This is a genomic window from Streptomyces sp. NPDC047017, assembly GCF_040644175.1.
GTDB lineage: Bacteria > Actinomycetota > Actinomycetes > Streptomycetales > Streptomycetaceae > Streptomyces.
The window spans coordinates 153,185-178,626 of record NZ_JBEYVW010000003.1 but is presented as its reverse complement, the minus strand read 5'-3'; the positions used below and the strand labels follow the sequence as shown (position 1 = coordinate 178,626).

The window sequence follows — 25,442 nt, the reverse complement described above, 5'->3', positions numbered from 1 at the left end:
CCGCCCGACGTGGACACCACACACCCCTTCAGCATCGCCCACCACCGGGCGCACGGCACCCGGCACCCGGCGCGGCCGCGTCACGGCGGGCGGGCTCTCGGGGTGCGCCGCGCCGGACTCAGGGAGTGTGCCCCGCCGGGCTGAGGGTGGGGGTGTACAGGACGGCGTCGAAGGCGGTGGCGGCGTCGGCGAGCGGGGCGTCGGGGTGAGCCGCCGGTGACCCGCCGGACGTGGCCGTGCCCGGGGCCGCCCGCCACGGCCGCAGGTCGAACACCGCCGCTCCGGCCGACCCGGCGGCCCCAGCGGACCCGGCCGATCCGGCGGGCGCGGCGAGCAGGGCGGCGCCGCTGTGCTCCGGTCCGGCCTGCCCGGCCGGCCCGGCCCGCGTCAGGTCGTGCAGCCGGCGGCTCAGCTCGCGGTAGCGGCCCAGTGGGTACCGTACGGTCGGGTCGCCGTCGCGCCACACCGCGCCGACCGCGCGGAAGCGGCCGAGTTCGTGCCGGGCGAGGTGTGCGCCGAGCGAGTCGGGGACGCGCCGGTCGAGGTGTTCCACCTGTTCGAAGAGGAGGACCCGGTCGTCCGGGTGGCGGCGGGCGACCTCCTGGAGCGTCAGGTACTGGGCGGCGTCGCGTACCGCGAGGTCGCGGTGGTCGCCACCGGCGGCGCGGTGGTCCAGCAGGAGGCGGCGCAGGTGGTCGGCGTGCCGGCGGTCGGCGAGGTCGTCGAGCGCGGTGGACTCCGGTGTGCCGCCCGGTTCCCCGGGGCCCGTGCCGTACATCTCCAGTCCGTAGAACCGTACGTGCCGGGCGGGGTCGAGAGCGGCGTTGTGCCGGCGCAGCCATCGCAGCAGCGCGCGGTTGTCCGGCAGGGGGGTGCTGCTCCAGGACCACACGCCGGTGACGGCGGCGGGGGTGGGCTCGTCCGGGCCCAGGCCGCGGATGTACGCGTCGGAGGCCCGGGACAGCGCGAAGTTCGTCTCGGCGGCGATCGCCCGGACGGCGTGCCGCTCGACGAGGTGGCGGACGGCCGCGTTGCGGGCGGTGAGGTACTCGGTGCGCAGGTGGACGCCCTCCGACCAGCCGAGGACGCGGGCGTCGGCGGCGAGTTCGCCGAGGAGGGCCGCGCACCGGCCGTCGAGCGGCGGCGGGGCGCCGACCGGGGCCGCCCCGGTGTCCTCGGCCGGCCGCACCGGCCGCCGGTGCCCTTCGGTCACGGGGTCTTTCCCTTGGCCGCGGTGCTCAGCAGCGGCAGGTAGCGGTCGAGCATCCAGGGCAGGCTCAGCACCGACACGGCGCTGGTCGCGTACACCATCGCGGGGTCGGTGAGGGGCACGTACCCGCCGCGTTCGACGGCCGGCATCCGCCGGAACAGCGCGTTGCCCTCCAACTGCTGCTGGACGGGCTTGCTGAGGTACCAGGAGACCAGGACGTCGGAGTCGACCGAGTCGAGTTTCTCCAGGCTCAGCTGGGCCGCGAACGACTTGGCCTTCGACGGCAGGCTCGGGGAGACGGTGAAGCCCAGCTGGTGCAGCAGCTGTACCCGGGAGTCGGAGGAGAGGTAGAGGTTGTAGCTGCTGGTGGTCGTGCCGGAGCCGAAGGCGACGGTCTTGCCGGTGAACTCCGGGTGCCGGGCCTTGGCGTCGGCGATGAGCCGGTTCGTCGACTTCTCCAGCGCGGCGGCCTTGCCGGGCATCCCCAGCGCCCTGCCGACCAGCCGCAGTTGGTCCTGCCAGGAGGTCAGCCACGGCTTGCCCGGGTAGCCCACGGTCGGGGCGATGTGGCTGAGCTGCTGGTACTGGGTCCGGGTGAGGCCGGAGTCGACCGCGAGGATGACGTCCGGGCGCAGCGCGGCGATCTGCTCGTAGGGCACGTCGTCGGTGAGGTACTTCAGCAGCCTGGGCTTGGCGCCGTGCAGTTTCGGCGCGTCCCACGGCAGGATGCCGGTCCTGTCCCCGGTGTCCCCGCTCATGTCCTGCATGCCGACGGGGACGACGCCCAGGGCCAGCGCCACGTCCTGGCTGCCCCAGCCGATGGTGACCACGCGCTCGGGGCGGGCCGGGACGGTGGCCTTGCCGACGGCGGAGTCGATGGTGACGGGGAAGGCCGCGGGGTCGCCGGTGGAGGTCTTCGCGTCGGAAGAGGCGTGCGAGGGCGCTTCGCTGTCGCTCGAACAGCCTGCCGCCGCCAGGCAGAGGGCGGCCACGACGGCGGGCAGGAGCCGACCGGTCCAGGTTTTCATAAGGTGAGCCTAACCTAACCAGCTCACCTCACCGGCCGGACAGCGGCGGCGGCAGGCTCTGCTCCACCCAGAGGGTCTTGCCGTGGCGGGTGTAACGGCTGCCCCAGCGGGTGGTGAGCTGGGCGACCAGATACAGGCCGCGGCCGCCCTCGTCGGTCAGCCGGGCCCGGCGCATCCGGGGCTGGGTCGCGCTGGGGTCGGACACCTCGCACGTCAGGCACTCCGCGAGGATCAGCCGCACCTGCAAGGGGCCGCCCGCGTAGCGGATGGCGTTGGTGACCAGTTCGCTCAGCACCAGTTCGGTGGTGAAGGCCAGTTCCTCCAGGCCCCATTCGCGCAGCCGGCCGGTGGCAAGCTCGCGCACCTTCGCGACCGCCGCCGGGTCGGCCTCCATGGACCACACGGCCGTGTCCGCCGCCGGGACGCACCGGGTGCGCGCCAGCAGCAGGGTGACGTCGTCGGCGAGTTCGTGGGCCGGCAGGCCGGCCACGATCTCGCGGACGGCCTCCCGCAGCGGCCGGTCCTGGGGGCAGGCCCCGGCCAGCCGCCGGCCCAGCTCGGCCATCCCGCGGTCCAGGTCGCCGCCGATCTCTTCGAGCAGTCCGTCGGTGCACAGCGCCAGCACACTGCCGGGCCGCAGTTCGAACTCGGTGGCCTCGAAGGGCACACCGCTGACCCCGAGCGGCGGGCCGGGGCTGACCGGCACGTACGTGACGACGCCGTCAGGGTCGATCACCGCGGGCGGCGGATGTCCGGCGGAGGCGACCGCGCAGCGGCCGGACACCGCGTCGTACACGGCGTAGACGCAGGTGCCGCCGATGGTGAGCGGCCGCCACTCGGCGCCTTCCGGCTCGCCGTCCTCGACGACCAGCTGGGCGACCAGGTCGTCGAGGTGGACGAGCAGTTCCTCCGGGTCCAGTTCCAGGTCGGCGAGGGTGCGCACGGCGGTGCGCAGCCGCCCCATGGTGGCGCTGGCGCCCAGGCCGTGCCCGACGACATCACCGGCGACCAGGGCGACGCGGGCCGAGGAGAGCGGGATGACGTCGAACCAGTCGCCGCCGACACCGGTGGAGGAGTCCGCGGGCAGATAGGCGCCGGCCGTGGTCACCGCGGCGTTGCTGGCCTCGGACGGCGGCAGCAGGCTGCGCTGCAGGCCGACCGCGGCCCGGTGCTCGCGGGTGTAGCTGCGGGCGTTGTCGAGGGCGAGGGAGGCGCGGGCGGCGATCTCGCGCAGCAGGTCCAGGTCGGCGGGTTCGAAGGCGCCCCGGTGCGGCTCGCGCCGTACGGTGACGTAACCGAGCAGGACGCCCCGGGCGCGCAGCGGGGCGGTCAGCTCCAGCGGGGCGCCGTCCGGTGCTGCGGGCTCGCCGTGGCCGGCCGGGACGGCGCCGCTCAGGGCCGGGGCGTCACCGGCGACGGCGGTGCGCCGCAACGGCAGCCGCCCGTCCGGTTCGACGGCGGGCTCGCCGCCCGAGAAGACGGCCTCCGCGATCTCGACCACGGCGGCGTCGGCCAGGTCCGGGACGAGGACCGCGGCCAGTTCCTCACCCGTGCCGGTGACGGACAGCAGACCGCCGACCGCGGCCGTGGCGCGGTGCAGGAGTTCCAGGCGGGCGCGCGAGCGGTGCAGCTCGGTGATGTCGGTGAACAGGGCGGTCAGCCCGACCACGCGGCCGTCCGGCGCTCGCAGGCCGAACGCCGACAGGTCCATCACGACCCCGCCCCGCGGGTCGTCCAGCGTCCGCGCCAGCACCTCGCCGCGGACCAGCGGCCGGCCCGTCTCCAGCACCCCGCCCAGGTGCCGTTCGATCTCCGCGGCGTCCTCGGGCATCAGGAAGTCGGCCAGGGCCCGGCCGGTGAGACCGGCCGGGACACCGGTGTACGGCAGGAAGTGGATGTTGGTGCGCACGAGCCGGAGCCGGTCGTCGAAGACGGCCAGGCCCACCCGGTCCTGGAGGAACAGCCCGCGGGTGATGGCGCGGTCCTGCCGCCAGTGGGAGGCGTCCGCCGCGGCCGCGAGCAGGACCAGACAGCGGGCCGTGTCGTCGCACCCCCCGTCCTCCGCTCCCGCATCCGCATCCGCATTCACCCCCTCGCCGGCACTCGCACCGGACAGCGGGAGCACCCGGAAGACGACCTTCTGCTCTCCCCCCGAGCCCCGCCGGAGGACGGCCTCGCCGTACCAAGGCTCGTCGTGCCCGTACCCCGGCGGTGCCACGGGCCGGGCGTCCGGGTCCCGCAGCAGCTCCCACACGGGCCGGCCGCAGACGTCCTCGGCGCGATGGTCCAGCAGTTCCTCGGCAGCCGGTGTCCACGCGACGATGACGCCCTGCCCGTCGAGAACGACACCGGCCATGCTCTCGGCGAACGGAAACAGCTGGCTCTCCATATGCGCACCTCGGGGCTTCCGGTCCCTCCCATCGTCTGCCGAATCCCGCCGGGGCGCACCGGCAGCCGCACGGGTACGGACCGGGGCGGGAAGGACGTACGCGGCCGCCCCGAGGGCCGGTGCCGGGGCGGGCGGTTCCGGTCCGGCCCCGGCGGGCGCCGCCCGAGCCGGGTGCGCCGGCTACGCCGAAGGACGGAGGAAGGACCGAGGAAGGACCGAGACGGAGGCCCGGACCCGCCGCGTGCGGGACCGGGCCGTGGGGTGCCGTGGCCGGGCTCAGCCCTGGCGGGCCTTGGACCGGGGGTCCTTCTTGTTGATCACGAAGGTCCGGCCGCGGCGGCGCACCACCTGCGCGCCGGGCCTGGCCTTGAGCGAACGCAGGGAATTGCGCACCTTCATGGCGTTCTCCTCTCCTCGGCCGGCATGTCTCCTCCGGGCGGGACGCCCTGCCGTGCCGGCGGGTTCCGGGCCGCACAACACCGCCTCCCGCCGGTGCGTTCCCCCGCCCGCGGGCCGTGCCGCGTGGTGCTCAGCAGTCCTGCCAGAGCCGGGTCATCACCCGTACGCCGAAACGCAGTCCCTCCAGCGGCACCCGCTCGTCCACGCCGTGGAAGAGGCGGCTGTAGTTCAGGTCGTGGGGCAGCTTGAGCCCCTTGAAGCCGAAGCAGCGGATGTCCAGCTTGGTGAACGCCTTGGCGTCGGTGCCGCCCGGATTGCAGTACGGCACGGGGTGGCCGTCGGGGTCCTCGGCGCGCACGGCGGCGCACATGGCGTCGACGAGCGGGCCGTCGAAGGAGGTCTCCATCGCGATGTCGTGGTTGACCCACTCGCGGGAGACCGAGGGCAGCAGCAGCGCGTCCACGGTGTCGATCAGCTCCTGCTCGTGGCCGGGCAGGAAGCGGCCGTCGACGCGTGCGGTGGCCCGGCCGGGGATCACATTGGTCTGGTAGCCGGCCGAGAACATGGTGGGGTTGGCCGAGTTGCGCAGGACCACCTGGAGGAAGTCGGTGACATGGCCCAGCTTGGCCAGCTCCGCCTCCAGTCGTCCGGCGTCCTCGGTGTCCAGGTCGACGTCGACGCCCTGGAGCTGGGCGGCCTCCTCCAGCACGGCGCGCACCGGGGCGATCAGCCGGACCGGGAAGGTGTGGCGGCCGATGCGGGTGAGGGACTCGGCGAGGTCGGTGACGGCGTTCTCGGTGTTCGGGGACGAGCCGTGTCCGGCGCGTCCGGTGGCCGTCAGTTCCATCCAGGCCATGCCGCGCTGGGCGTTCTCGATCGGGTAGAGGCGGCGGGTGTCGTCGAGGGCGTAGCTGAAACCGCCGCCCTCCCCGATCGCCTCGGTGACGCCGGTGAACAGCTCGGGCCGGTGCTCGACCAGCCAGTGGGCGCCGAACCTGCCGCCCGCCTCCTCGTCGGCGAGGAAGGCGAGGACGATCTCGCGGGCGGGCCGGGTGCCGGTGCGGGTGAAGTGGCGGGCGGTGGCCAGCATGACGGCCACCGTGTCCTTCATGTCGATGGCGCCGCGGCCCCACAGGTAGCCGTCGCGGATCTCGCCGGAGAACGGCGGGACCTGCCATTCGGCGGCGTCGGCGGGTACGACGTCCAGGTGGCCGTGGACCAGCAGGGCGCCGCGCGCGGGGTCGGTGCCGGGGATGCGGGCGATGACGTTGGCGCGGCCCGGGGCGCTCTCCACCAGTTCGGAGGCGATGCCCGCCTCGGCGAGCCGGGCCACGACCCAGTCGGCGCAGGCCCGCTCGTCGCTGGTGGGGTTGGAGGTGTCGAAGCGGATCAGCTCCGCGCACAGGTCGACGACTTCCTTCTGCGCCTCGTCGGAGGCGGGGACGAGGGCGGGGGCGGTGCTGGTCATGGTGCTCCTACGGGGGCCGCGCCGGAGGCGGCCGGGGTCGTGGTGCCGGTGTCGCCGGGGTGGTCCTCGACGGTGGTGGTGCCGTACGGCCTGATCCAGCCGGCGAGGCCGAGGACGGCGTAGAGGACGAAGGCGGTCAGCAGGGAGTTCAGGGCGGGGATGCCACCGTCGTAGAACTTGCCGACGCAGAACGCGGCGGCCCAGATGACCAGGGACATCGGGACCCAGGTCGGTGAGGTGGCGGGCAGGGTCCCGGCATCGCGGGTGGCGTCGAGCGGGGCGCGCATGCGGCGGACGACCCAGTACTCGGCGACGATGATGCCGCCCACCGGCGGGATGGCGACGCCGAGCACGGACAGGAAGTCGGTGAAGTGGGTCATGATGCCGACGGCGGACAGCACGGTGCCGGCGATGCCGAGGACGATGGTGACCGCGCCGCGGTGCAGGCGCCTGGCGAAGACGACCTGGAAGAAGTTGACGACGCCGAGCGAGGAGCCGTACAGATTCCAGTCGTTGATCTTGGCCGTGGACATCAGGACGACCAGGACGCCGAAGACGCCGGAGGTCGACAGCACGATCTGGGAGACCTGGCCGTTGCCGACCATGTGTCCGAGCAGCACGCCGGTCAGGCCGACGATGTACTCGGAGAGGATCATCGACGAGGCGCTCTGCAGGAAGACGTGGCTGCCCCTGCGGTTGTAGCGGGTCATCTCGGGGGAGACGATCGCGCCGGTCATGTAGCCGCCCGCGATGGCGGTGGCGGCGACCGAGAGCGGGATCGCCTGGCCGGGGGCCGGGGAGTGGATCAGCTCGGACAGGGAGTGCTTGCCGAGCGCGTCGGTGACCGACCAGGCCACCATCGCGAAGAACAGCGGGGTGACGATCTTGGCGAAGACGGCCATGTACCGGAAGCCGAAGATGACCAGGACGGTGATGGCGACGCCGGCGACCACGCACCACAGCCAGGAGGCGCCGCCGGCCAGCGAGGACACGCTGTCGCCGAAGATCGTGTTCTGGACGCCGAACCAGCCGACGAGGCTGATCGAGATGACCAGGCTGACCAGGGCCGAGCCGTTGCGGCCGAAGCCGGCCCAGCGGGTCAGCAGCGGCGTCGCCAGGCCCTCGCGCATGCCGGCCAGGCCGATCGCGAAGATCACCACCTCCAGGATCACCGCGCCGAGGGTGAAGGCCCAGAACGCGCCGGCGAAGGACATGCCGACGCCGATGGTGGCGCCCAGGGTGAACTGCGAGATGGAGCCCGACTGGGCCAGCCACTGGAGCAGCATGGTCCAGAAGCCGAGCCGCTTGTCGCGCGGGACGCGGGACAGCGCGTAGTCGTCGCTGCCGACGGTTTTGGCGCCGCCCGGCTGCGGGGGCGCGGCCGTGTTCTCGTGTGAAGCCATGCTCACGACTCCCTGGGGGCGTTGCCGAGGGTCTGCAGGTGGGCCAGCGGGCCGTAGCGGGAGACGAGGGCGGCGAACTCGGCCTCGTCGTGGAAGCCGAGGCGGCCGCCGCCGTACGCCTTCGCGGTCTCCACGGCGAACCGGGCCGCCGCCGCGATGTCGGTCTCGTGGCTCGCGCCCGTCTGGCAGCCGGGCACCGCCGCCGCGGAGGTCACCGCCACGCCCACGACCGGGGCGGAGGTCGCCGTGGCCGGCTGCAGGATCGAATTGATGTGGTGTACACCGTTACCGTACGGGGTGATGTCCTGGGTGGTCACCGGGTACGTGACCAACGGCTCACCGGTGACCACGGCGAGCAGTTCACCGAGCTGCTCGCTCACCCGGAGCACCCAGCCCTCCTTGACGGTGGGCGACAGGGCCAGGCCCTTGTGGTTGATGATCCGGTTGCCCTTGGTGGTGTCGATGGAGAGCACCGCCTCCATGTCGGCGGTGACCTCGTGCCGGTTCATGGTGGCGATGTCGACGGGTGAGTCCATGAACGGGACGGGGTCGTGCGGCGCGGTCGGGGCGTTCGGGCAGATGTGGGTGGCGACGACCACGTCGCCGTCGAGGACGTCGCCCCGGCGGCGCATGTCGAGGAGCTTGGCGGCGGTGGCCAGCGCGGCGAGGGCGCCGTCGGCGTCAGAAACCAGCCCGGTCATCTGAGGGCGCGCGCCGACCCCGCCCAGGCGGCCCACCACGCCGAGGGTGCGGGCCGGGCCGCCGCGGGCGCGGCCGTTGCGGCCCGGTATCCGCACGAGCACGAAGTCCGTCGAGCCGCGCTCGCCGGTGACGGTGGTGACCTGGGCACCGGAGCCCTCGGGGCCCGCGAGGGTGTCGAGGTGGGCGGCGACGCGCTTGCCGTCGACGTCGGGGTCGTCGAGCAGGTCGACGAGGTCCAGGACGTACTTCAACATGGGCAGCTCTCCTGATCCGCACCCGGGGCGGTGCTGACAGCAGGTTCGGGACCCGTTAACGTTCTCCGCAACTGTTTCCCGCTATCTGCAATTCACGTCTGTATGCCGAGATGCCTGTGTGCCGAGATACGGGAACGGGCGAGTGCAGAGAGAGGAGGCTGCCGTGTCCGGTCAGCCCGCCGACCGCAGGACCCCGGCCGGGGCCCTGCAGACCGTGGACCGTGCCCTGCTGGTGCTGCTGGCCTTCGAGCGTTCGCGGCCCGACTGGGGGGTGACGGAGGTGGCCGGCGAGTTCGGCTGGGACACCTCGGTCGCCCAGCGGCTGCTGTCCACGCTCGCGGGCCGCGGCTTCCTCGTCTCCGACCCGGCGACCCGCCGCTACCGCATCGGCCCGGCCGCGCTGCGCCTGGGCCGGCTGTGGGAACGCTCGGGCTCCCTGGAACTGCTGGCGGAGCCGGTCCTCCAGGAGCTGCGGGCGGCGACCGGTGACACGGTGCTGTTCTGCCTGCCGGACAGCTTCCACATGCGCTGTGTGGCGGCCGTCGAGGGCGAGGAGGGTCCGCTGCGCTACTACCCGCTGGTCGGGGAGCTGTACCCGGCGCACGCGGGCGCCACCAGCAAGTCGTACTACGCCTTCCTCCCCGACGACCAGCGCCACCGGCTGTTCCGCGGCCGCCCCATGGCGCGCTTCACCGAGCGCACGGTCACCGACCCCGACCTGCTGGAGCGGGAGTTCCGGCAGGTGCGCGCGCAGGGGTACGCCTGGACCGTCGGCGAGTACGACGCCGGCATCGGTACCGTCGCCGTGCCCGTCTTCCTCGGCGCCGAGCCCTACGGCAGCCTCAGCCTGGGCGCCGCCAAGGAGCGTTTCCCGGACGGGCCCGAGGACCGCCTGGACGCGCTGCGCCGCGCCGCCCGGCTGCTGGAGCGGCGGCTGACGCACCCGCCGCAGCACCACCGCCGGCCCCGGACCACCCGCCCGGCCTGACACATGACCGTCGCACCCGTCGATGAGGAACACCCCGTGAATCTGCTGCTCCTGTCCAACTCCACCCAGTACGGCCGCGGTTACCTGGAACACGCGCTGGACACCGTGACCGGCTTCCTGCCCGCCGGGGCGCGGCTGGCGTTCGTGCCGTACGCGCTCGCCGACCATGACGCGTACACCGCCAAGGTGCGCGACGCGCTCGCGGGGGCCGGGATCGAGGTGAGGGGGGTGCACGAGGGCGGTGACCCGCTGGCGCGGCTGGCCGCGTCGGACGCCGTGTTCGTCGGCGGCGGCAACTCGTTCCGGCTGCTGAGCGCCCTGTACCGGACGGGGCTGCGGGAGGCGCTGCGGGACGCCGTGCGGGGCGGGCTGCCCTACATGGGGGCCAGCGCGGGCACCAACATGGCCGCGCCCACGCTGCGCACCACCAACGACATGCCGATCGTGCAGCCGCCGTCCTTCGAGGCGCTGGGCCTGGTGCCCTTCCAGATCAATCCGCACTACCTGGACCCCGACCCGGGCTCCACGCACAAGGGCGAGACCCGCGAGGAGCGGCTGACGGAGTTCCTGGAGGAGAACGACGTGCCGGTCCTGGGGCTGCGCGAGGGTTCCTGGCTGCGGGTGGCGGACAGCCGGGCCACGATCGGGGGCGAGCGTCCGGCGCGGCTGTTCCGGCGGGGCGCGCGGCCACGGGAGCTGGCCTCCGGATCGGACGTGTCCGAGCTGCTCGCGGTGACCCCGGCGTTCGACCGGCGGGCGTAGTCCCCCGCTCCGCTGTCATCGGGCGGGCTCGGGTCCGCTGCCGTTGCGCCGCACCCGCCCGCCGAGCAGCACCGCGCAGGCCCCGGCGGTGAGCAGGCCGCCGGCTCCAGCGGTGTCCGGTCGTCGCGGCGAACATTCTCGGCCGAAAGCGTCCTCGGGCCGCCTCCCCCGGCCGTACGCGGTGCGTTGTCCGGCCGGGCACCTCACCGCCCCGCCCCCGGCCGGGACGCGGCGGTTCTCGCGCATTCCTCCAGGAGAAAAGGAGCCATTCGCCTTCCTGTGACGGAATGATCATCTCTCATTTCCGTGCGGGGCCGTCCCGGTCGCCACCCCGCGCCCCACCGTCCGGATCCGGCCAGTCGCGAGGGGCTCTTGTGGCGCTTGTTCCGGCCGGAATACGATCCCGCTCGTTTCGTTCTCGCCACACTCTCTGCACGTTTTCGCCACATCGGTGAGGTGCTTCGTGGAACGGCCAGCGGCAACCGCACGACCGTCCCGCGACCGGACGGGGTCACGCGACTTCCGGCTCCTGTGGTGGGCGAACGCCGCCGACGGGATCGGCAGCCAGGCATCGGGTGCCGTCCTCCCCCTGCTCCTGCTGGGCCTGGGCAACTCGCCGCAGGTGGTCGGCCTGGTCGCCGGTGTCTCCACCGCCCTCGGACTGCTGCTGGGCCCGCTCGTCGCCGTGCCCGTCGACCGGGGCGCCCGCAGGCGCGTGCTGCTCGGGTCGGCGGCCGTCGCCGCGCTCGCCATGGGCTGCGTGGCCCTCGCGCTGGCCACCGGCCGGCCGCCGCTGACGCTGGTCCTCGCCGCCGTGCTCGTCGAGCGGTTCGCGACCGCCTGCTTCGAGGCGGCGGCGCGCGGCACGGTTGCGCTGGTCTGCCCGGGCCCCGAGCAGCCCCGTGCGCTCTCCCGACTCGCCGCCGCCGACCAGGGCGCGCTGATCACCGGCCCGGCGCTCGGCGGTGTGCTCTACCAGGCCGCCCGCGCCTTCCCGTTCCTCGCCGACGCCCTGTCCTACGTGGTCAGCGCCGTGTGCGTGGGTGCCATGCGCGCGGACCTCACCGCGCCGGCCCCGGCCGAGCCCGGCGAGTCACTGCTGCGGGAGAGCGCGGCCGGGCTGCGCCTGGTGCGTTCCTCCCCGCTGCTGCGCCTGGTCCTGGTGTGGAGCGCCACGGTCAACCTCGTCGTGGTGGCGCTGTACTACCAGGCCGTCTTCGCCCTCCAGCGCGGCGGCCACGGCGGCGCCGTGCTCGGCGCGGTGCTCGCCGCCTCGGGCGCCGCCGGCCTCGCGGGGGCGCTGGCCGCGCCGGGGGTGGTGCGGCGGCTCGGCGCGGCACGCGTGGTGACCGGGGTGACCTGGCTGCTCGTCCCGCTCGCCGCCGCGCTGGCCATGACCACCGGGGCTTGGGCGTACGGGCTGCTGTTCAGCCTGGTGTGCCTGCTGATGCCGCTCGCCTCGGTGCTGCTCCAGGCCCGCGCCCTGCAGGCCACCGCGCTCGCGCTGCAGGCCCGTACCGGCGCGGTCCTGGCCACCGCGACCACCGGCGCCGCGGCCCTGGCCCCGGTGCTGTCCGGTGCCCTCGCCGACCGGGTCTCCACCGCCGCGCCGGCGGTCGCCTGCGGGGTGACGCTGGCCGCCCTGGCGGTGCACACCTCACGGCGCCCGGTGCGCGGCGCCCTCGCCACCGGGGTGACCGCGTGACCGGCGGCTACCAGGTGTACCGGGCGGCCCTGCCGGAGGTGTGCGCCGGCGACCCGGCGAAGATGGTGTTCACCGCCGACGCCGAGGGCCGGTGCGAGGTGTTCACCTGGGACGCCGCCGCCCGCCGCGCCCGGCAGGTCACCCGCCGCCCCCGGGGCACCCTGCACGGCGCGATCGACCGGGACGCGCACGTGTGGTGGTTCGACGAGGACGCCCGCGGGGCGGGGCGGTGGCGGTTCCAGCCGTTCGCCGGCGGACCCGACCGGGCCGGGCTGGCCGGCGTACCGTCCGGGCTGCCGCGCGGCCTCGCGGTGAGCGACCGCGGCACCGTCGCCATCGCGCTCGGGGACGGCCGGTCCACCACCGTCCACACCGGCCCGCGCGGCGGCACGGCCCGCACGGTCGCCCGGCTCGACGGCCACGCCACGCTCACCGGCATCACCCCCTCGGGCCGGCTGCTCGCCCTGGCCGGACCGGACGCCGTCACCGTCCTCACCGACGCGGGCGCCGTGGCGGCCGTGCTGCCCGGCGGCGGCGCGGGCCGGCTGTGGTCGCTGGGGTTCGCGCCCGCCGGGGACGGCGACGAACTGCTCCTGATCCGCGAGTGCGAGGACCGCTACGTCCTGGTGACCTGGCGGCCGGCGACCGGGCCCGCCGCACACGACTGGTGCTCCTTCGACACCGAGATCACCGCCCGCTGGGAGCCGGACGGCCGGTCCGTGCTGGTACGCCAGGACCGCCACGGCCGCTCCGCCCTGCACCGCGCCGACCTCACCGCGCGCACCCTCACCCCCGTCCCCACCCCGCCGGGCACCCTGCTGGACGCGGCCACCCGGCCCGGCGGCGACCTCCACTGCCTCTGGACGTCCACCGGCCGGCCGCCCCGGCTGTGCTCCACCCGGGGCACCGCGCTGCCCGTGCTGCCCACGGTCGCCGACCGGGTGCCCGGCACCCACCGGGACGTGTGGACCGCGGGGCCCGACGGGCCCGTGCACACCCTGCTCAGCCTGCCCGACGACGCGCGCGGCCCGGGCCCGGCGGTGTTCCTGGTGCACGGCGGCCCCGCCGACCACGACCGCGACGCCTACGACGGCGTCGTGCACTCCCTGGTCGCCTCCGGTTTCGCCGTGGCCCGCGTCAACTACCGCGGCTCCACCGGGTACGGCCCGCGCTGGCGGCGCGCCTTCGGCGCGGGAGTGGGCCTCACCCAGGTCGCGGACCTGGCGTCGGTGCGCGCCGACCTCGTCGCGCGGCGGCTGGTCCGCGCGGACGCCGTGGGGCTGTGGGGCACCTCCTGGGGCGGCTACCTCGTGCTGCTCGCCCTCGGCACCCGGCCCGGCCTGTGGCAGGCGGGCGTCGCCGTCAAGCCGGTCGCCGACTGCGCGGCCGCCCACCGGACCAGCACGCCCGCGCTGCGCGCCCTGGACGAACGGCTCTTCGGCGGCACCCCCGAGGAGGTCCCCGAGCGCTACGCGCGCAGCTCCCCCGTGCACTACGCCGACCGGGTCCGCGCCCCGCTGCTGGTGGCCGCCGCCACCCATGACGCCAAATGCCCGCCCGGCCAGGTCCGCGCCTATCTCGCCGCGCTCGACGCGGCCTCGGTCCGGCACGAGTCGCTGTGGCTGGACTCCGGCCACGACGGCTACGACGGCGGCGACCACGTCACCGTGCTGCGCCGGGCCGTGGTCTTCCTCGACCGGGAACTGCGCGGCCCGCGCCGCCGCCCCCAGACGCCCCGCTCCGTCCGGAGCGGGGAACACCGCACCGCAGAACACCTCACGGAGAGGAGAAGGTCCCATGCAGAAGGACATCATCCACAACGACCCGCTCGCGGGTGACGAGGAGAACCGCAAGCCGAGCGTCGGCATCACCGTCACCGTCCCGTTCCGCAACGCCGAGGACGCGGACGAGGACTGACCCCCGCCGGACGGCCCGGTGGTGCACCGCCGGGCCGTCCGGTCCCCCATCCCCGAGGAGCCGACATGCGTGTCCTGCTGGTCAACATGCCCTGGTCGCCCATCGACCTCCCGTCCCTAGCGCTGGGAATCCTCAAACGCAGCGTGGACGAGCGCGTGCCCGGCGCCGAGGCCGAGGTCCTGCACGCCAATCTGGAATTCACCGACTGGATCACCGCCCGCACCGAGTTCACCGGTGACGACTACGAGTACTACGCGCTGTCGTCCTACTTCATGGGCTGCGGCGACTGGGTGTTCTCCTCCGCCCTCTACGACGACCCGGCCTGGCGCGAGGAGGAGTTCACCGCGGTGATGCGCGGCAAGCTCAAGAAGTCGCGCATGGAGATGACGCGGGCGCTGCACCGGGTGGTCCCGGAGTTCGTCGACGAGATCGCGCGGCGGATCGTCGCCCACGCGCCCGACGTCGTCGGGTTCACCTCCACCTTCCAGCAGAACGCCGCGGCGCTGGCCTGCGCCCGCCGGGTCAAGCAGCTCGCCCCGCACATCGTCACCGTCATGGGCGGCGCCAACTGCGACGGCGCGCAGGGCGCCGCCGTGCACCGCAACTTCCCCTTCGTCGACCATGTCGTACGCGGCGAGGGCGAGGCCGCGTTCCCGCAGCTGCTCACCGCGCTCGGCGACGGCTTGGACCTCGCCGGGGTGCCCGGGCTGTGCCACCGGGGCCCGGACGGGGAGAGCGTCGCCAACCCCATGGCCACCCGTCCGCTGCCGCCCGCCGCGATCCTGCCGCCCGACTACAGCGGCTACTTCGAGCGCCTTGCCGCCTCCGTCGCCCGCAACTGGGTCGAGCCCAAGCTGGTCGTGGAGGGCGCGCGGGGCTGCTGGTGGGGCGAGAAGCACCACTGCACGTTCTGCGGGCTCAACGGCTCGTTCATGGAGTTCCGTTCCAAGAGCCCGGACACGTTCTACGAGGAGATCGTCGAACTGGCCCGCCGCCACCGGGTCCTGGACATGTACGTCGTCGACAACATCCTCGACATGGGCTACCTGACGACCGTGCTGCCCCGGATCATCGAGAGCCCGTACGACCTGCGGCTGCACATCGAGATCAAGGCCAACATGCGCCGCCCGCAGCTGCGTACCCTCGCCGAGGCGGGGATGATCTACGTCCAGCCGGGCATCGAGTCGCTCAACGACCGGGTCCTGGACCTGATGGACAAGGGCGTCAGCGGCTGCCAGAACGTGCGGATGCTGCGCGACGGCGCGGAGACCGGGCTGTCCGTCGCCTGGAACTACCTGCACGGCTTCCCCGGCGAGACCACCGCCGACTACGAACCGGTGATCGCGCAGATCCCGGCGCTGGAGCACCTCGACCCGCCGGTCGACCTGTCGGCCCGGATCGCCATCGAGCGGTTCAGCCCGTACTTCGAGCGGCCCGAACTCGGCTTCACCGGGCTGCGGCCCGAGGAGCACTACCGCTTCACCTACGACCTGCCCGAGGAGGAACTGTACGACCTCGCGTACGTCTTCGAGGCGCCGGCGCGTGGTATCGGGGAGCCGACGGTGACCGCGCTGAACGACGCGCTGGCCGCCTGGAAGAAGCACCACGCCGACGCCCGGCTGACCCATGAGGACCTGGGCGACCGGATCGTGCTGATCTCCCGGCGCCGCGCCTTCGACTGGCGGACGCGGCAGCTCACCGACCCCTTCGAGCTGGCCGCCTTCCGCCTCCTCGACCAGCCGCACACCCCGGCCGCGCTGGCCCGCAAGGCCGCGCGCAAGGCGCCCGCGGACGCCCGGGACGAGGACGCCGTGCGCCGCCTCCTGGACTCGTGGGCGGCGCTCGGGATCGTCTTCACCGACGGCGGCCAGTACGTCCACATCGCCCCGGCCGCCGTCAACGAGGACCTGCTCCGGCTGGACTTCATGCGCCACGCGCACGCGGCGGAACCGGTGGCCGCGAGGCCGGTGCCCGCCGAGCCCGTCACCGTATGACCGCGCCCCGAGGAGGAGCACGCCCATGAGCACCGTCCTGAGTCCGCCCGCCGTCCTCGCCTGGCGCGACTACGACCCCGCCGCCTGCGAGCTGCCCGGCATGTTCCTGGGCGAACTCGCCCTGCCCGGCCCGCCGCAGGGCGAGAGCGAACGGCTGTGGCAGCTCGGCGCCCGACGGGTCCGGCTGCCCCGGGCGGTCGACCTGTCGGGCGACCCGGACGCGGAGCGGGCCGCGGCGGCGGTGGCCGCGCTGAGCCTGGTGCGGGACCTGACCGCGCGGGCCGTCCTCGTGGAGTGGGACCTGTGCCTGGCACCGGACGCGGCCGACGACGCCTGGCAGGTGCTCAGCCACCTCCAGCCCCCCGGGCGCGTCGAGGGCCCGGCCGGGTCCGGTGAGACGCTGCGGGCCTGGCGGCGGGGCCACTACCTGTGCAAGTGCCTGTGGCGCAAGGGCCCCGGGTTCGTGCAGATCCGCGACCGCCGCTGGGGCGAGCTGCGCCGCTTCACCGCGGACGAACCGGAGTACGAGCAGACCATCGAGCGGCTGGCGTACGGGGCGCCGGCCGACTCCGTGCCGGCCGCCGTCCTGGACGACTTCCGCGGTGAGCGGCTCGTCCTGGACGTCGGGCCGCTCGCCTGGTGGCTGCCGTACCGGATCAGCCGCTGGCTCCAGGAGTCGATGACCATCTGACGGTACGCCGGGACGGGCCCGGAGGCGGGCCCGTCCACCGTCGTGCCGCCCGCGGGCCGCGTGACCTGCGGGCCGGTCAGGTCGCGCCGCCGGGGCCGGACGTGTCGACGGCCAGGGAGACGGCGAGGGCGCCGAGGACCGTGCCCATCACATAGCGCTGCGCCTTCAGCCAGGACGGGCGGCGGGCGAGGAAGGCGGCGATCGCGCCGGCCGCCAGCACGATGCCCAGGTTGACGCCGACGCTGACCACGATCTGGACCGCCCCGAGTACGAGCCCCTGGACCAGCACATGCCCCTCGCGCAGGTCGACGAACTGCGGGATGAGCGAGAGGTACATGACGGCGATCTTCGGGTTGAGCAGGTTCGTCAGCAGGCCCATCGTGAACAGCCTGCGCGGCGGGTCGGGCGGCACGTCCTGCGGCGCGAACACGGAGATTCCGCCGGGCCTGAGCGCGCTCCAGGCCAGGTAGCCGAGGTAGGCGGCGCCCGCCAGCTTCACCGCGACGTACAGCTCGGGCACGGCGAGGAAGACCACCGACAGGCCCAGGTTCGCCGCCAGCAGGTACACCATGAACCCCAGGGCCACCCCGCCGAGGGAGATGATCCCGGCCCGCCTGCCCTGCGTGATGCTGCGGGAGACGAGGTAGATCATGTTCGGGCCGGGCGTGAGGACCATCCCCAGGGCCACCACCGTCACGCCGAGCACACCGCCGAGTCCCACCATCATGACAACTCCTGATTCGCTGGCTGATCCTGCCTGGGGGTGTCGGTGCAAGACATCCGTCCGCTCGGTGCAATGACCGCGCTAAAGGGCCCCCGGGGCACAGGGATGAGAATATTGCCGTCTCCCCCCTCAATGCAATGCGTGATATTGCACCGAGGGCAATGATGTGGTTCGATGGCGGACGTCCGACAGGAGGGAGGGCGCGGTGAAGGACTACCAGGGCGTCGCCGACGCGGTGGCCGAGGAGATCCGGAGCGGTGTGCTGCGGCCGGGCGACCGGCTGCCGCCGCAGCGGGAGTTCGCCCGGCGGCATCGGATCGCCAACTCGACCGCCACCCGCGTCTACCGGGAACTCGCCCGGCGTGGCCTGACCGTGGGCGAGGTGGGCCGCGGCACCTTCGTCCGCGCCGAGTCCGAGACCGCCGCCCCCGCGCTCACCGAGCCCACCGGCAGCCGCGTCGACCTGGAGCTGAACTATCCGGTGGTGCCCGAGCAGGCGGCGCTGCTGGCGGAGAGCCTCACCGGCCTGCTCCGGCCCGCGGCCCTGGGCGCCGCGCTCGGGCCGGTCGGCGCGGCCGGGGCCCCGGCCGTCCGCGCGGCCGGTGCGGACCTGCTCGCCCGGGGCGACTGGCGCCCCGACCCGGAGCAGGTGCTGTTCGCCGGGAACGGCCGGCAGGCCCTCTCGGCCGTCCTCGCCGCCCTGGTCCCGCCGGGCGGCAGGCTGGGCGTCGAGGAGCTGACCTATCCCGTGGTCAAGGCCATCGCGGCCCGGTTCGGCATCACCCTCGTCCCCCTCGCCATGGACGACGACGGGCTGCTCCCCGAGGCCGTCGAGGAGGCCCACCGCGGCGGACCGCTCAGCGCCGTCTACGTACAGCCGACCCTGCACAACCCGCTCTCGCTGACCATGCCGCGGCCGCGCAGGGAGCGGCTGGCCGAGGTGCTGCTGCGCCTGGGGGTCCCGGCGGTCGAGGACACCATCTGGGCGTTCCTGCGCGACGAGGTGTCACCGCTGGCCGCGCTGGCGCCGGACCTGACCGTCCTCGTCGACAGCCTGTCCAAGCGCGTCGCCCCCGGGCTGAGCCTCGGCTTCGTCGTCGCGCCCGCCGCGCTGGCCGGCGACATCGGCGCGTCCCTGCGCTCGGGCGGCTGGGCCCCCATGCGGTTCGCGCTGGAGGCCGCCTACCGCTGGCAGCAGGACGGCACGGTGAAGGCGCTGGTCCGGGCCAAGCAGCGGGAGGCCGCCGTACGGCAGGAGATGGCGGGCCGCCTGCTGGACGGCTTCGCGGTGCGCGGCGATCCGCGCTCCTACCACTGCTGGTGGCAGCTGCCCCGCCCGTGGCGTGCCGACACGTTCGTGGCCGCCGCCGCACGGCACGGCATCGCGCTGGCGCCCGCCGCGGCGTTCACCGTCGGCCGCGGTCACGCCCCCAACGCGGTCCGGCTGGGGCTGGCCTCACCGAGCACCGGCGTCCTCGCGCAGGCCCTGGGCACCCTGGCCGGGCTCGCCCGGTCCGCCCCGGACACCCTGGTCACCGACTGAGGCGACGCCGCGCCCGGCGACACCGGGAGCGGCGAACGGCGGCCGTCCTTCAGGCCCCCCCCGCCGTCGGGGCGGCCTCCCCTCACAGCTCCTCGTCGCCCCACTGGCTCAGCAGGAGGTCGCCCAGGTCCCCGGCGGGTTCCGCCGGCCCGCCGTGCAGGGACTGCTCGGTCCAGATGACCTTGCCGAGGGGTGTGTACCGGGTGCCCCACCGCTGCGCCAGCTGCGCGACCAGGAACAGGCCGCGCCCGCCCTCGTCCGTGCTGGCGGCCCGGCGCAGGTGCGGCGAGGTGCTGCTGCCGTCGGAGACCTCGCAGATGAGGGCGCGGTCGCGCAGCAGCCGCACCCGGATCGGATCACCGCCGTAGCGGATGGCGTTGGTGACCAGTTCGCTGAGGATCAGCTCGGTGCTGAACGCCGCCTCCTCCAGCCCCCACAGGCGCAGCTGCCGGGTGCAGGCGGCGCGGACCCGGGCGACGGCGGCGGGATCGCGTCGTACGTCCCACTCCGCGACGTGCGCCGGGTCCAGCAGCCGGGTGCGGGCCACCAGCAGCGCCACGTCGTCGCTGGGGCGGGCCGGCAGCACGGCCTCCATGACCGCCCGGCAGGTCTCCTCGGCGCCGCGGTCGGGGTGGCCCGCCAGGGCGTCGCGCAGCAGGGTGAGGCCGGGGCCGATGTCCCGGTCGCGGGACTCCACCAGCCCGTCGGTGAACAGGACCAGGCTCGTTCCCTCGGCCAGGTCCAGTTCGGCGCTCTCCACGGGCAGGCCCGCCGCCAGGCCCAGGGGCGGGGAGACGGGCAGCTCGGGGAAGTCCACCGTGCCGTCGGGGCGGACCAGGGCGGGCCCGGGGTGGCCCGCCGTCGCCATGACGCAGTGCCCGCAGACCGGGTCGTAGATGGCGTACAGGCAGGTGGCCCCGGTGATCTGCTCGCCCTCGGCGGTCTGGTCCTCGTCGAATCCGGCGACCAGTTCGTCGAGGTGGGCGAGGATCTCCTCGGGCGGCAGGTCGAGCGCGGAGAAGTTGAGCACGGCGGTGCGCAGGCGGCCCATGGTGGCGGCGGCGTGCAGCCCGTGGCCGACGACGTCACCGACGACGAGCGCCACCCGGGCCCCGGGCAGCGGCAGGACGTCGAACCAGTCCCCGCCGACCCCGGCCCGCGCGGGCAGATAGCGGTGGGCCACCTCCAGGGCCTGCTGCTCGGGCAGTTCCCTGGGCAGCAGGCTGCGTTGCAGGGTCACGGCGACGTGGTGCTCACGGGTGTAGCGGCGCGCGTTGTCGACGCAGACGGCGGCCCGGGCGACGAGTTCCTCGGCGAAGGAGAGGTCGTCGGACTCGAAGGGGTCGCGCCGGTCCGTGCGCCAGAAGTCGGCCAGGCCCAGCACGACGCCCCGGGCCCGCATCGGCACGGTGACGAGCGACCGGATACCGTACTCCAGGGCCTTCTGTGCCGTGGCCGGGCTCTGCACGCGCCAGCCGCGGGCGGTGCGCAGGTCCGCCTCCAGCACCGCGTGCCCGCTCTCCAGTGCCGTCGCCATGGGGGTGCCGGGCCGCCAGGTGATCAGCTCGTCCACGGGGAACAGCGGCTGTTCCGGGCCGGTGCCGCGGGTCGCCGTACGGCGCATGTCCGCGGTGTACTCGGGCTCGTCACCGCGCAGTACGGGTTCCAGCAGGTCGACGGTGACGAGGTCGGCGAAGGCGGGGACGGCGACCTGGGCCAGTTCCTCGGCGGTCCGTACGACGTCCAGGGTGGTGCCGACGCGCACACCGGCGTCGTACAGCAGTCTCAGGCGTTCCTGGGCGACCTCGGCCCGGCCCGCGAGGGCGCGCAGGTCCGTGGTGTCCCGCAGCGTCGCCACACTGCCCGGTGTGCTGCCTCCGTCGCGGTCGGTGCGGCGGGTGTTGACGGCCAGCAGCCGGTCTCCGGCCAGGACCATCTCGTCGCTGGCCACCCGGCCGGAGGCCAGCAGTTCCGCGGTCCGCCCGTCGAGGCCGAGTGCGGCGACGGGCCGGCCCTCCGCGTCCGGCGGGAGGTCCAGCAGGCGGCGCGCCTCGTCGTTGGCGAGGAGCAGCCGGCCGTCGCCGCCGAGGACGAGGACCCCTTCCCGCACGGAGTGGAGCACGGCGTCATGGTGGTCGTACATCCGGGTCATCTCGACATGGCCCAGGCCGTGGGTCTGCCGTCGCAGCCGTCTGGTCGCCCACGCCGATCCGGCCGTGGACAGGACGAGCGCCGCCGCGACGGCGCCGGCCAGGACGGGCAGCTGGCCCTCGACCGTTCTGTTCACCGCCTCCAGGGTGATCCCGACGTCCACGATCCCGGCGATCGAGCCGTTCGGCCGGACGACGGGCACGAACGAGTCGACGGCGGTGCCCCGGCTGCCGTTGACGATCTTCGTGGACTGCCGGCCCCGGGCGGCCTGCTGGTACGGGCCGACGGCGCGTTTGCCGATCAGGGCGGGGACGGGGTGCGTCAGGCGGATGCCGTCCGGGCGGTAGACGACGACGAAGGCGACACCGGTGCGCTTGCGGGCGGCTTCGGCGCGCGGTTGCAGGATCGCCGTCGGGTGGCTGCTGTCCAGGGCTTCGGCGGTGCCGGGGGCGCTGGCGAAGGAATTGGCCACGGCCAGGGTGCGGTCGCGGGCGTTGTTCAGGCTGCCGCGCCGGGCCTGGAGCACGAACACGGTGCTCGCGGCGGCGATGAGCACCAGCAGCATCGCCATCTGCAGGGCGAACGCCTCGGCGGCGAAACTGCGCGTGCCCGGTCGCCGGCGCCCGCTCGCGGACCCGCGTGATCGATCTCGCTCGTCCGCGGCCCGGGCCCGCTGTTCCGGCCCCGGCCCCGGGTCCGCGCCATGGCGGCGTGGACGACGACCGGTGCGGTTCCGGAAGCCCGGAATCCGGCAGCGGCCGAAAAATCCGGCCATGTACTTATTTCTAGCACCGGGTGACGTACCGGTGCTCGCGTCCCGGGGCGGGAGCGGCCCCGGACACGGGGCGGAGAGCGGTCCCGGCGGCCGGGGCGGAGAGCGGCTCCGGCGGCCGGGGCGGAGAGCGGCTCCGGCGGCCGGGGAAACGGCCGCGACATCGCCCGGCGCGCCCCGGCTCCCGCTACGCTCGGGCGGACGCAGGACCAGGCGAGGAGGCGGTGGCGTGCCGCAGGACCGGCCGGACGACGGGTACGCGACCACGGCGGCGGTGACGCAGGAACGCCGGCTCCGCCGGGACCTGGGCTTCTGGGCGCTGACCGCCATCGCGTTCTCCAACATCGTCGGCTCGGGATGGCTGTTCGCCGCGATGTACGCGGCGCGGACCGCGGGTCCTGCCGCCCTGCTGTCGTGGGTGGCGGCGGGGCTGCTGTGCGTCCTGGTGGCGCTGGTGATGATCGAACTGGGGGCGTCCCGGCCGGAGGGCGGCGGCACCGTGCGCTGGCCGCTGTACGCCAGCGGCCGCCTGGTGGGCACGCTGGTCGGCTGGTCGGTGCTGCTGTCGGTGGGCGGTACCGCGGCGGAGATCAGCGCCATCATGCAGTACGCCGGTCACTACCTGCCCGGCATCTACCGCGGCGGTTCGCTGACCGCCACCGGCCTCGGCGTGGCGACGGCGCTGAGCGTGCTGCTGACGGCGCTGAACTGGTTCGCGGTGCGGCTGTTCGCGCGGCTGAACAACCTGCTGTCCGTCTTCAAGATCGCGGTACCGGTCGTCACCGTGGTCGCGCTGCTGGCGTCCGGCTGGCACACCGGACGGCTCACCGACCACGGCGGGTTCGCCCCCTACGGGTATGCCGCCTGCCTGTCGGCGCTGGCCGGCGGCGGCATCGTGTACTCGGTCAACGGCTTCCAGGCACCCCTGGACTTCTCCGGCGAGACCCGCGATCCCCGGCGCACCGTGCCCGCCGCGGTGCTGACCGGCATCGGGCTGGCCGTGCTGATGTACCTGGCGTTGCAGGTGGCGTTCCTGTTCGCGGTGCCGGCCGGCGCGCTCGGGCACGGCTGGCACGGCGTGGACTTCGACTCGCCGTTCGGCCAGCTCGCGCTGCTGCTCAATCTGCACTGGCTGTCGGCGCTGCTGTACGCGGACGCCGTGGTCTCGCCGGGCGGCTCGGCGTACGTCGGTGTGGCGCTGGACGCCCGGCACACCTACGCGCTGGCGAAGAACGGCACCCTGCCGCGCTGGTTCATGGCGGTGGAAGCGCGCTCGGGCGTCCCGCGCCGGGCGCTGGTGCTGAACCTGGCGGTGATCGTGGTGTTCCTGCTGCCGTTCGGCGGCTGGCAGGACATCGTGAGCGTCATGGGGGACATGTACCTGCTGACGTACGCGGCCTCCGCCGTGGCCGCCGCGGTGTTCCTGGCCGACCCGGGCAGCGGCACCGCCGGCTGGGTGCCCGGACTGCGCTGGATCGCTCCGGTGAGTTTCACGGTGGCGGCGGAGTTCGTGTACTGGTCGGGCTGGCACGACCTGCGGCTGGCGCTGCCCCTCGTGCTGGCGGGTGTGCTGGTGTTCCTCGCCATGCACCGCGGCGCCGCGGCGGACCGCCCGCTCCTGGCCGAACTGCGCACCGGCGCCTGGCTGGTGGTGTTCCTGGTGGTGCTCACGGTGCTGTCCTGGCTCGGTTCGTTCGGCGGGTCCGGCCGGCTGCCGGCGCCGTGGGACTCGCTGGCGGTGGCGGCGTTCGCCTTCGCGGTGTTCTTCTGGGCGGTACGGGCGGGCACCGGACGGCTCGGGCGGTCCCGCGGCGCGGACGGCGGCCCCTCCCCCGGCCCGGCCTCGCCACGGGACGCGTCGCCGCGGCCGTAGGGGAACGCGGGCTGCCGGGACGCCGGCGCGGTGGGCGAAGATGGCCCGGTCAGGGACCGCCCTTCCCGGGCCTGACGTCAGGAACCAGCGTCCGCCCCGCCAGGAGCCGCACATGACATCCGAAGCCGCCGGTATCCCCTCCGCCGCCCTCGCCTCCCCCGTCCGCGCGTCCGCCGCCCTGCGGGACGAGCTGGTGGAGCTGCGGCGTGCCCTGCACCGCGAGCCCGAGGTGGGGCTCCGGCTGCCGCGCACCCAGCGCCGGGTGCTGGAGGCGCTGCGCGGGCTGCCGCTGGAGGTGTCCACGGGCCGTCGGCTGTCCTCGGTGACGGCGGTGCTGCGCGGCGCCCGCCCCGGCCCCGCGGTCCTGCTCCGCGGCGACATGGACGCGCTCCCGGTCGACGAGCGCACGGGTCTCGACCACGCCTCGCGGCTCCCCGGCGTGATGCACGCCTGCGGCCACGACCTGCACACCGCCATGCTGGTGGGCGCCGCCCGGCTGCTCACCGAGCGGCGCGCGGAACTGGCCGGTGACGTGGTGTTCATGTTCCAGCCCGGCGAGGAGGCCGACGGCGGTGCGCGGCTGATGATCGAGGAAGGGCTCCTCGACGCGTCGGGCGCACTGCCGGTCGCCGCGTACGCGCTGCACGTGCAGTCCGCGCAGTGGCTCGGTGAGTTCTCGTGCCGGGCCGGGGCGGCGCTCGCGGCCGCGGACACGCTGTCGGTGACCGTACGCGGCCGGGGCGGGCACGGCTCGGCCCCGCACTCCGCGCTCGACCCGGTGCCCGCCGCCTGCGAGATGGTGCTCGCGCTGCAGACGATGGTGACGCGCCGGTTCGACGTCTTCGACCCGGTGGTGATCGGCGTCGGGCGCCTGCGGGCGGGCGACGCGGAGAACGTGATCCCGGACCGGGCCGAGTTCTCGGCCACCGTGCGCTCGTTCTCCCCCGGCGCGCGGGAGCGGGTGCGGCACGAGTCGACCGCACTCGTACGGGGCATGGCACGGGCGCACGGCCTGGAGGCCGATGTCGATTACGTCATGAGGTATCCCGTGACGGTCAACGACGCCGGTCAGGCCGCCTTCGTGGCCCGTACGGCGGCCGAGGTGTTCGGCGCGGACCGCTACCGGGAGGCGGACCGTCCGATGACGGCGTCGGAGGACTTCAGCTATGTCGCGGAGCGGGTCCCCTCGGCCTTCGTGATGCTGGGCGCCTGCCCGCCGGACGCCGATCCGGCGACCGCGGCGAACAACCACGCGCCGCAGGCGGTCTTCGACGACGCGGTACTGGGCGACGGGGCGACGCTGCTGGCCGAACTGGCGCTGCGGCGGCTCGCCGCCGGCTGACGCGCGCGTGCGGTGGTCACGGTCGCGGACTGTGTCCACCGCACCCGGGGTGGCGCGGGCCAGCGCACACGTGGTGGCGTCGGCCAGGGCACACGTGGTGGCGTCGGCCAGCGCTCGGCCGGTTCCC

The 25,442-nt window shown here is 74.4% G+C and carries 18 protein-coding genes; 9 read left to right on the top strand and 9 right to left on the bottom strand.

Features of this window, described 5'->3' with window-relative positions; all coding sequences use genetic code 11:
- Positions 1–118: 118 nt before the first annotated feature.
- From ABZ858_RS06425 to ABZ858_RS06395, 7 genes are all read right to left on the bottom strand, one after another.
- Positions 119–1,213, bottom strand: coding sequence for an erythromycin esterase family protein (locus ABZ858_RS06425; protein WP_361373292.1), 1,095 nt, complete (start codon positions 1,211–1,213; stop codon positions 119–121).
- Entirely contained in the window at positions 1,210–2,238 is a 1,029-nt protein-coding gene (locus tag ABZ858_RS06420; RefSeq protein ID WP_361373290.1) for an iron-siderophore ABC transporter substrate-binding protein, read from the bottom strand. The genes ABZ858_RS06425 and ABZ858_RS06420 overlap by 4 nt, the downstream gene beginning before the upstream one ends.
- 28 nt (positions 2,239–2,266) lie before the next feature.
- Entirely contained in the window at positions 2,267–4,627 is a 2,361-nt protein-coding gene (locus tag ABZ858_RS06415) for a SpoIIE family protein phosphatase (protein ID WP_361373288.1), read from the bottom strand.
- 276 nt (positions 4,628–4,903) lie between these two features.
- Positions 4,904–5,026, bottom strand: a complete 123-nt coding sequence (gene ykgO, locus ABZ858_RS06410; RefSeq protein WP_361373286.1) for a type B 50S ribosomal protein L36 — start codon at positions 5,024–5,026, stop codon at positions 4,904–4,906.
- A gap of 130 nt (positions 5,027–5,156) precedes the next feature.
- The gene (locus tag ABZ858_RS06405; protein WP_361373284.1) at positions 5,157–6,494 is read right to left on the bottom strand and encodes a M20/M25/M40 family metallo-hydrolase; all 1,338 of its coding nucleotides are present in this window, start codon (positions 6,492–6,494) and stop codon (positions 5,157–5,159) included.
- Entirely contained in the window at positions 6,491–7,897 is a 1,407-nt protein-coding gene (locus ABZ858_RS06400) for a cytosine permease (RefSeq protein WP_361373282.1), read from the bottom strand. Before ABZ858_RS06400 ends, ABZ858_RS06405 begins: the two co-directional genes overlap by 4 nt.
- Positions 7,898–7,899: 2 nt before the next feature.
- A complete protein-coding gene (locus ABZ858_RS06395) occupies positions 7,900–8,853 on the bottom strand; it encodes a DUF1177 domain-containing protein (RefSeq protein ID WP_361373280.1) in 954 nt (317 codons plus the stop codon).
- 163 nt (positions 8,854–9,016) lie between these two features.
- Between ABZ858_RS06395 and ABZ858_RS06390 the strand changes: the two genes are divergently transcribed.
- From ABZ858_RS06390 to ABZ858_RS06365, 6 genes are all read left to right on the top strand, one after another.
- Positions 9,017–9,841, top strand: coding sequence for an IclR family transcriptional regulator (locus ABZ858_RS06390; protein ID WP_361373278.1), 825 nt, complete (start codon positions 9,017–9,019; stop codon positions 9,839–9,841).
- Between the two features lie 36 nt (positions 9,842–9,877).
- The gene (gene pepE, locus ABZ858_RS06385) at positions 9,878–10,603 is read left to right on the top strand and encodes a dipeptidase PepE (protein ID WP_361373276.1); all 726 of its coding nucleotides are present in this window, start codon (positions 9,878–9,880) and stop codon (positions 10,601–10,603) included.
- Between the two features lie 463 nt (positions 10,604–11,066).
- Positions 11,067–12,308 (top strand): MFS transporter, encoded by a 1,242-nt coding sequence (locus ABZ858_RS06380; RefSeq protein WP_361373274.1) that lies wholly within the window; start codon positions 11,067–11,069, stop codon positions 12,306–12,308.
- Positions 12,305–14,146, top strand: coding sequence for an alpha/beta fold hydrolase (locus ABZ858_RS06375; protein WP_361373272.1), 1,842 nt, complete (start codon positions 12,305–12,307; stop codon positions 14,144–14,146). The genes ABZ858_RS06380 and ABZ858_RS06375 overlap by 4 nt, the downstream gene beginning before the upstream one ends.
- A 144-nt stretch (positions 14,147–14,290) precedes the next feature.
- Entirely contained in the window at positions 14,291–16,219 is a 1,929-nt protein-coding gene (locus ABZ858_RS06370; protein ID WP_361373270.1) for a RiPP maturation radical SAM C-methyltransferase, read from the top strand.
- Between the two features lie 25 nt (positions 16,220–16,244).
- Positions 16,245–16,910 (top strand): DUF5825 family protein, encoded by a 666-nt coding sequence (locus ABZ858_RS06365; RefSeq protein ID WP_361373268.1) that lies wholly within the window; start codon positions 16,245–16,247, stop codon positions 16,908–16,910.
- A 76-nt stretch (positions 16,911–16,986) separates the two neighbouring features.
- Here the strand turns inward: ABZ858_RS06365 and ABZ858_RS06360 are convergent, their stop codons facing one another.
- A complete protein-coding gene (locus ABZ858_RS06360; RefSeq protein ID WP_361373723.1) occupies positions 16,987–17,634 on the bottom strand; it encodes a LysE family translocator in 648 nt (215 codons plus the stop codon).
- Between the two features lie 205 nt (positions 17,635–17,839).
- Between ABZ858_RS06360 and ABZ858_RS06355 the strand changes: the two genes are divergently transcribed.
- Entirely contained in the window at positions 17,840–19,177 is a 1,338-nt protein-coding gene (locus ABZ858_RS06355) for a PLP-dependent aminotransferase family protein (RefSeq protein WP_361373266.1), read from the top strand.
- 82 nt (positions 19,178–19,259) lie between these two features.
- On the opposite strand, the gene ABZ858_RS06350 is transcribed toward ABZ858_RS06355, so the two are convergent.
- Positions 19,260–21,899 (bottom strand): SpoIIE family protein phosphatase, encoded by a 2,640-nt coding sequence (locus tag ABZ858_RS06350; protein WP_361373264.1) that lies wholly within the window; start codon positions 21,897–21,899, stop codon positions 19,260–19,262.
- A gap of 430 nt (positions 21,900–22,329) precedes the next feature.
- Here ABZ858_RS06350 and ABZ858_RS06345 point away from each other — a divergent pair, with 430 nt between their 5' ends.
- The gene (locus tag ABZ858_RS06345) at positions 22,330–23,973 is read left to right on the top strand and encodes an APC family permease (RefSeq protein ID WP_361373262.1); all 1,644 of its coding nucleotides are present in this window, start codon (positions 22,330–22,332) and stop codon (positions 23,971–23,973) included.
- Positions 23,974–24,085: 112 nt separating this feature from the next.
- Positions 24,086–25,315: a M20 family metallopeptidase gene (locus ABZ858_RS06340; protein WP_361373260.1), complete on the top strand. Its 1,230-nt coding sequence runs from the start codon at positions 24,086–24,088 to the stop codon at positions 25,313–25,315.
- Positions 25,316–25,442 lie beyond the last annotated feature (127 nt).

What these genes read in the sequence shown, in the direction of transcription:
- ABZ858_RS06420 (WP_361373290.1), bottom strand. Translation starts at nt 2,238, where the DNA reads ATGAAAACCTGGACCGGTCGGCTCCTGCCCGCCGTCGTGGCCGCCCTC.
- ABZ858_RS06415 (WP_361373288.1), bottom strand. Translation starts at nt 4,627, where the DNA reads ATGGAGAGCCAGCTGTTTCCGTTCGCCGAGAGCATGGCCGGTGTCGTT.
- ykgO (WP_361373286.1), bottom strand. Translation starts at nt 5,026, where the DNA reads ATGAAGGTGCGCAATTCCCTGCGTTCGCTCAAGGCCAGGCCCGGCGCG.
- ABZ858_RS06405 (WP_361373284.1), bottom strand. Translation starts at nt 6,494, where the DNA reads ATGACCAGCACCGCCCCCGCCCTCGTCCCCGCCTCCGACGAGGCGCAG.
- ABZ858_RS06400 (WP_361373282.1), bottom strand. Translation starts at nt 7,897, where the DNA reads ATGGCTTCACACGAGAACACGGCCGCGCCCCCGCAGCCGGGCGGCGCC.
- ABZ858_RS06395 (WP_361373280.1), bottom strand. Translation starts at nt 8,853, where the DNA reads ATGTTGAAGTACGTCCTGGACCTCGTCGACCTGCTCGACGACCCCGAC.
- ABZ858_RS06370 (WP_361373270.1), top strand. Translation starts at nt 14,291, where the DNA reads ATGCGTGTCCTGCTGGTCAACATGCCCTGGTCGCCCATCGACCTCCCG.
- ABZ858_RS06365 (WP_361373268.1), top strand. Translation starts at nt 16,245, where the DNA reads ATGAGCACCGTCCTGAGTCCGCCCGCCGTCCTCGCCTGGCGCGACTAC.
- ABZ858_RS06360 (WP_361373723.1), bottom strand. Translation starts at nt 17,634, where the DNA reads ATGGTGGGACTCGGCGGTGTGCTCGGCGTGACGGTGGTGGCCCTGGGG.
- ABZ858_RS06350 (WP_361373264.1), bottom strand. Translation starts at nt 21,899, where the DNA reads ATGGCGATGCTGCTGGTGCTCATCGCCGCCGCGAGCACCGTGTTCGTG.
- ABZ858_RS06340 (WP_361373260.1), top strand. Translation starts at nt 24,086, where the DNA reads ATGACATCCGAAGCCGCCGGTATCCCCTCCGCCGCCCTCGCCTCCCCC.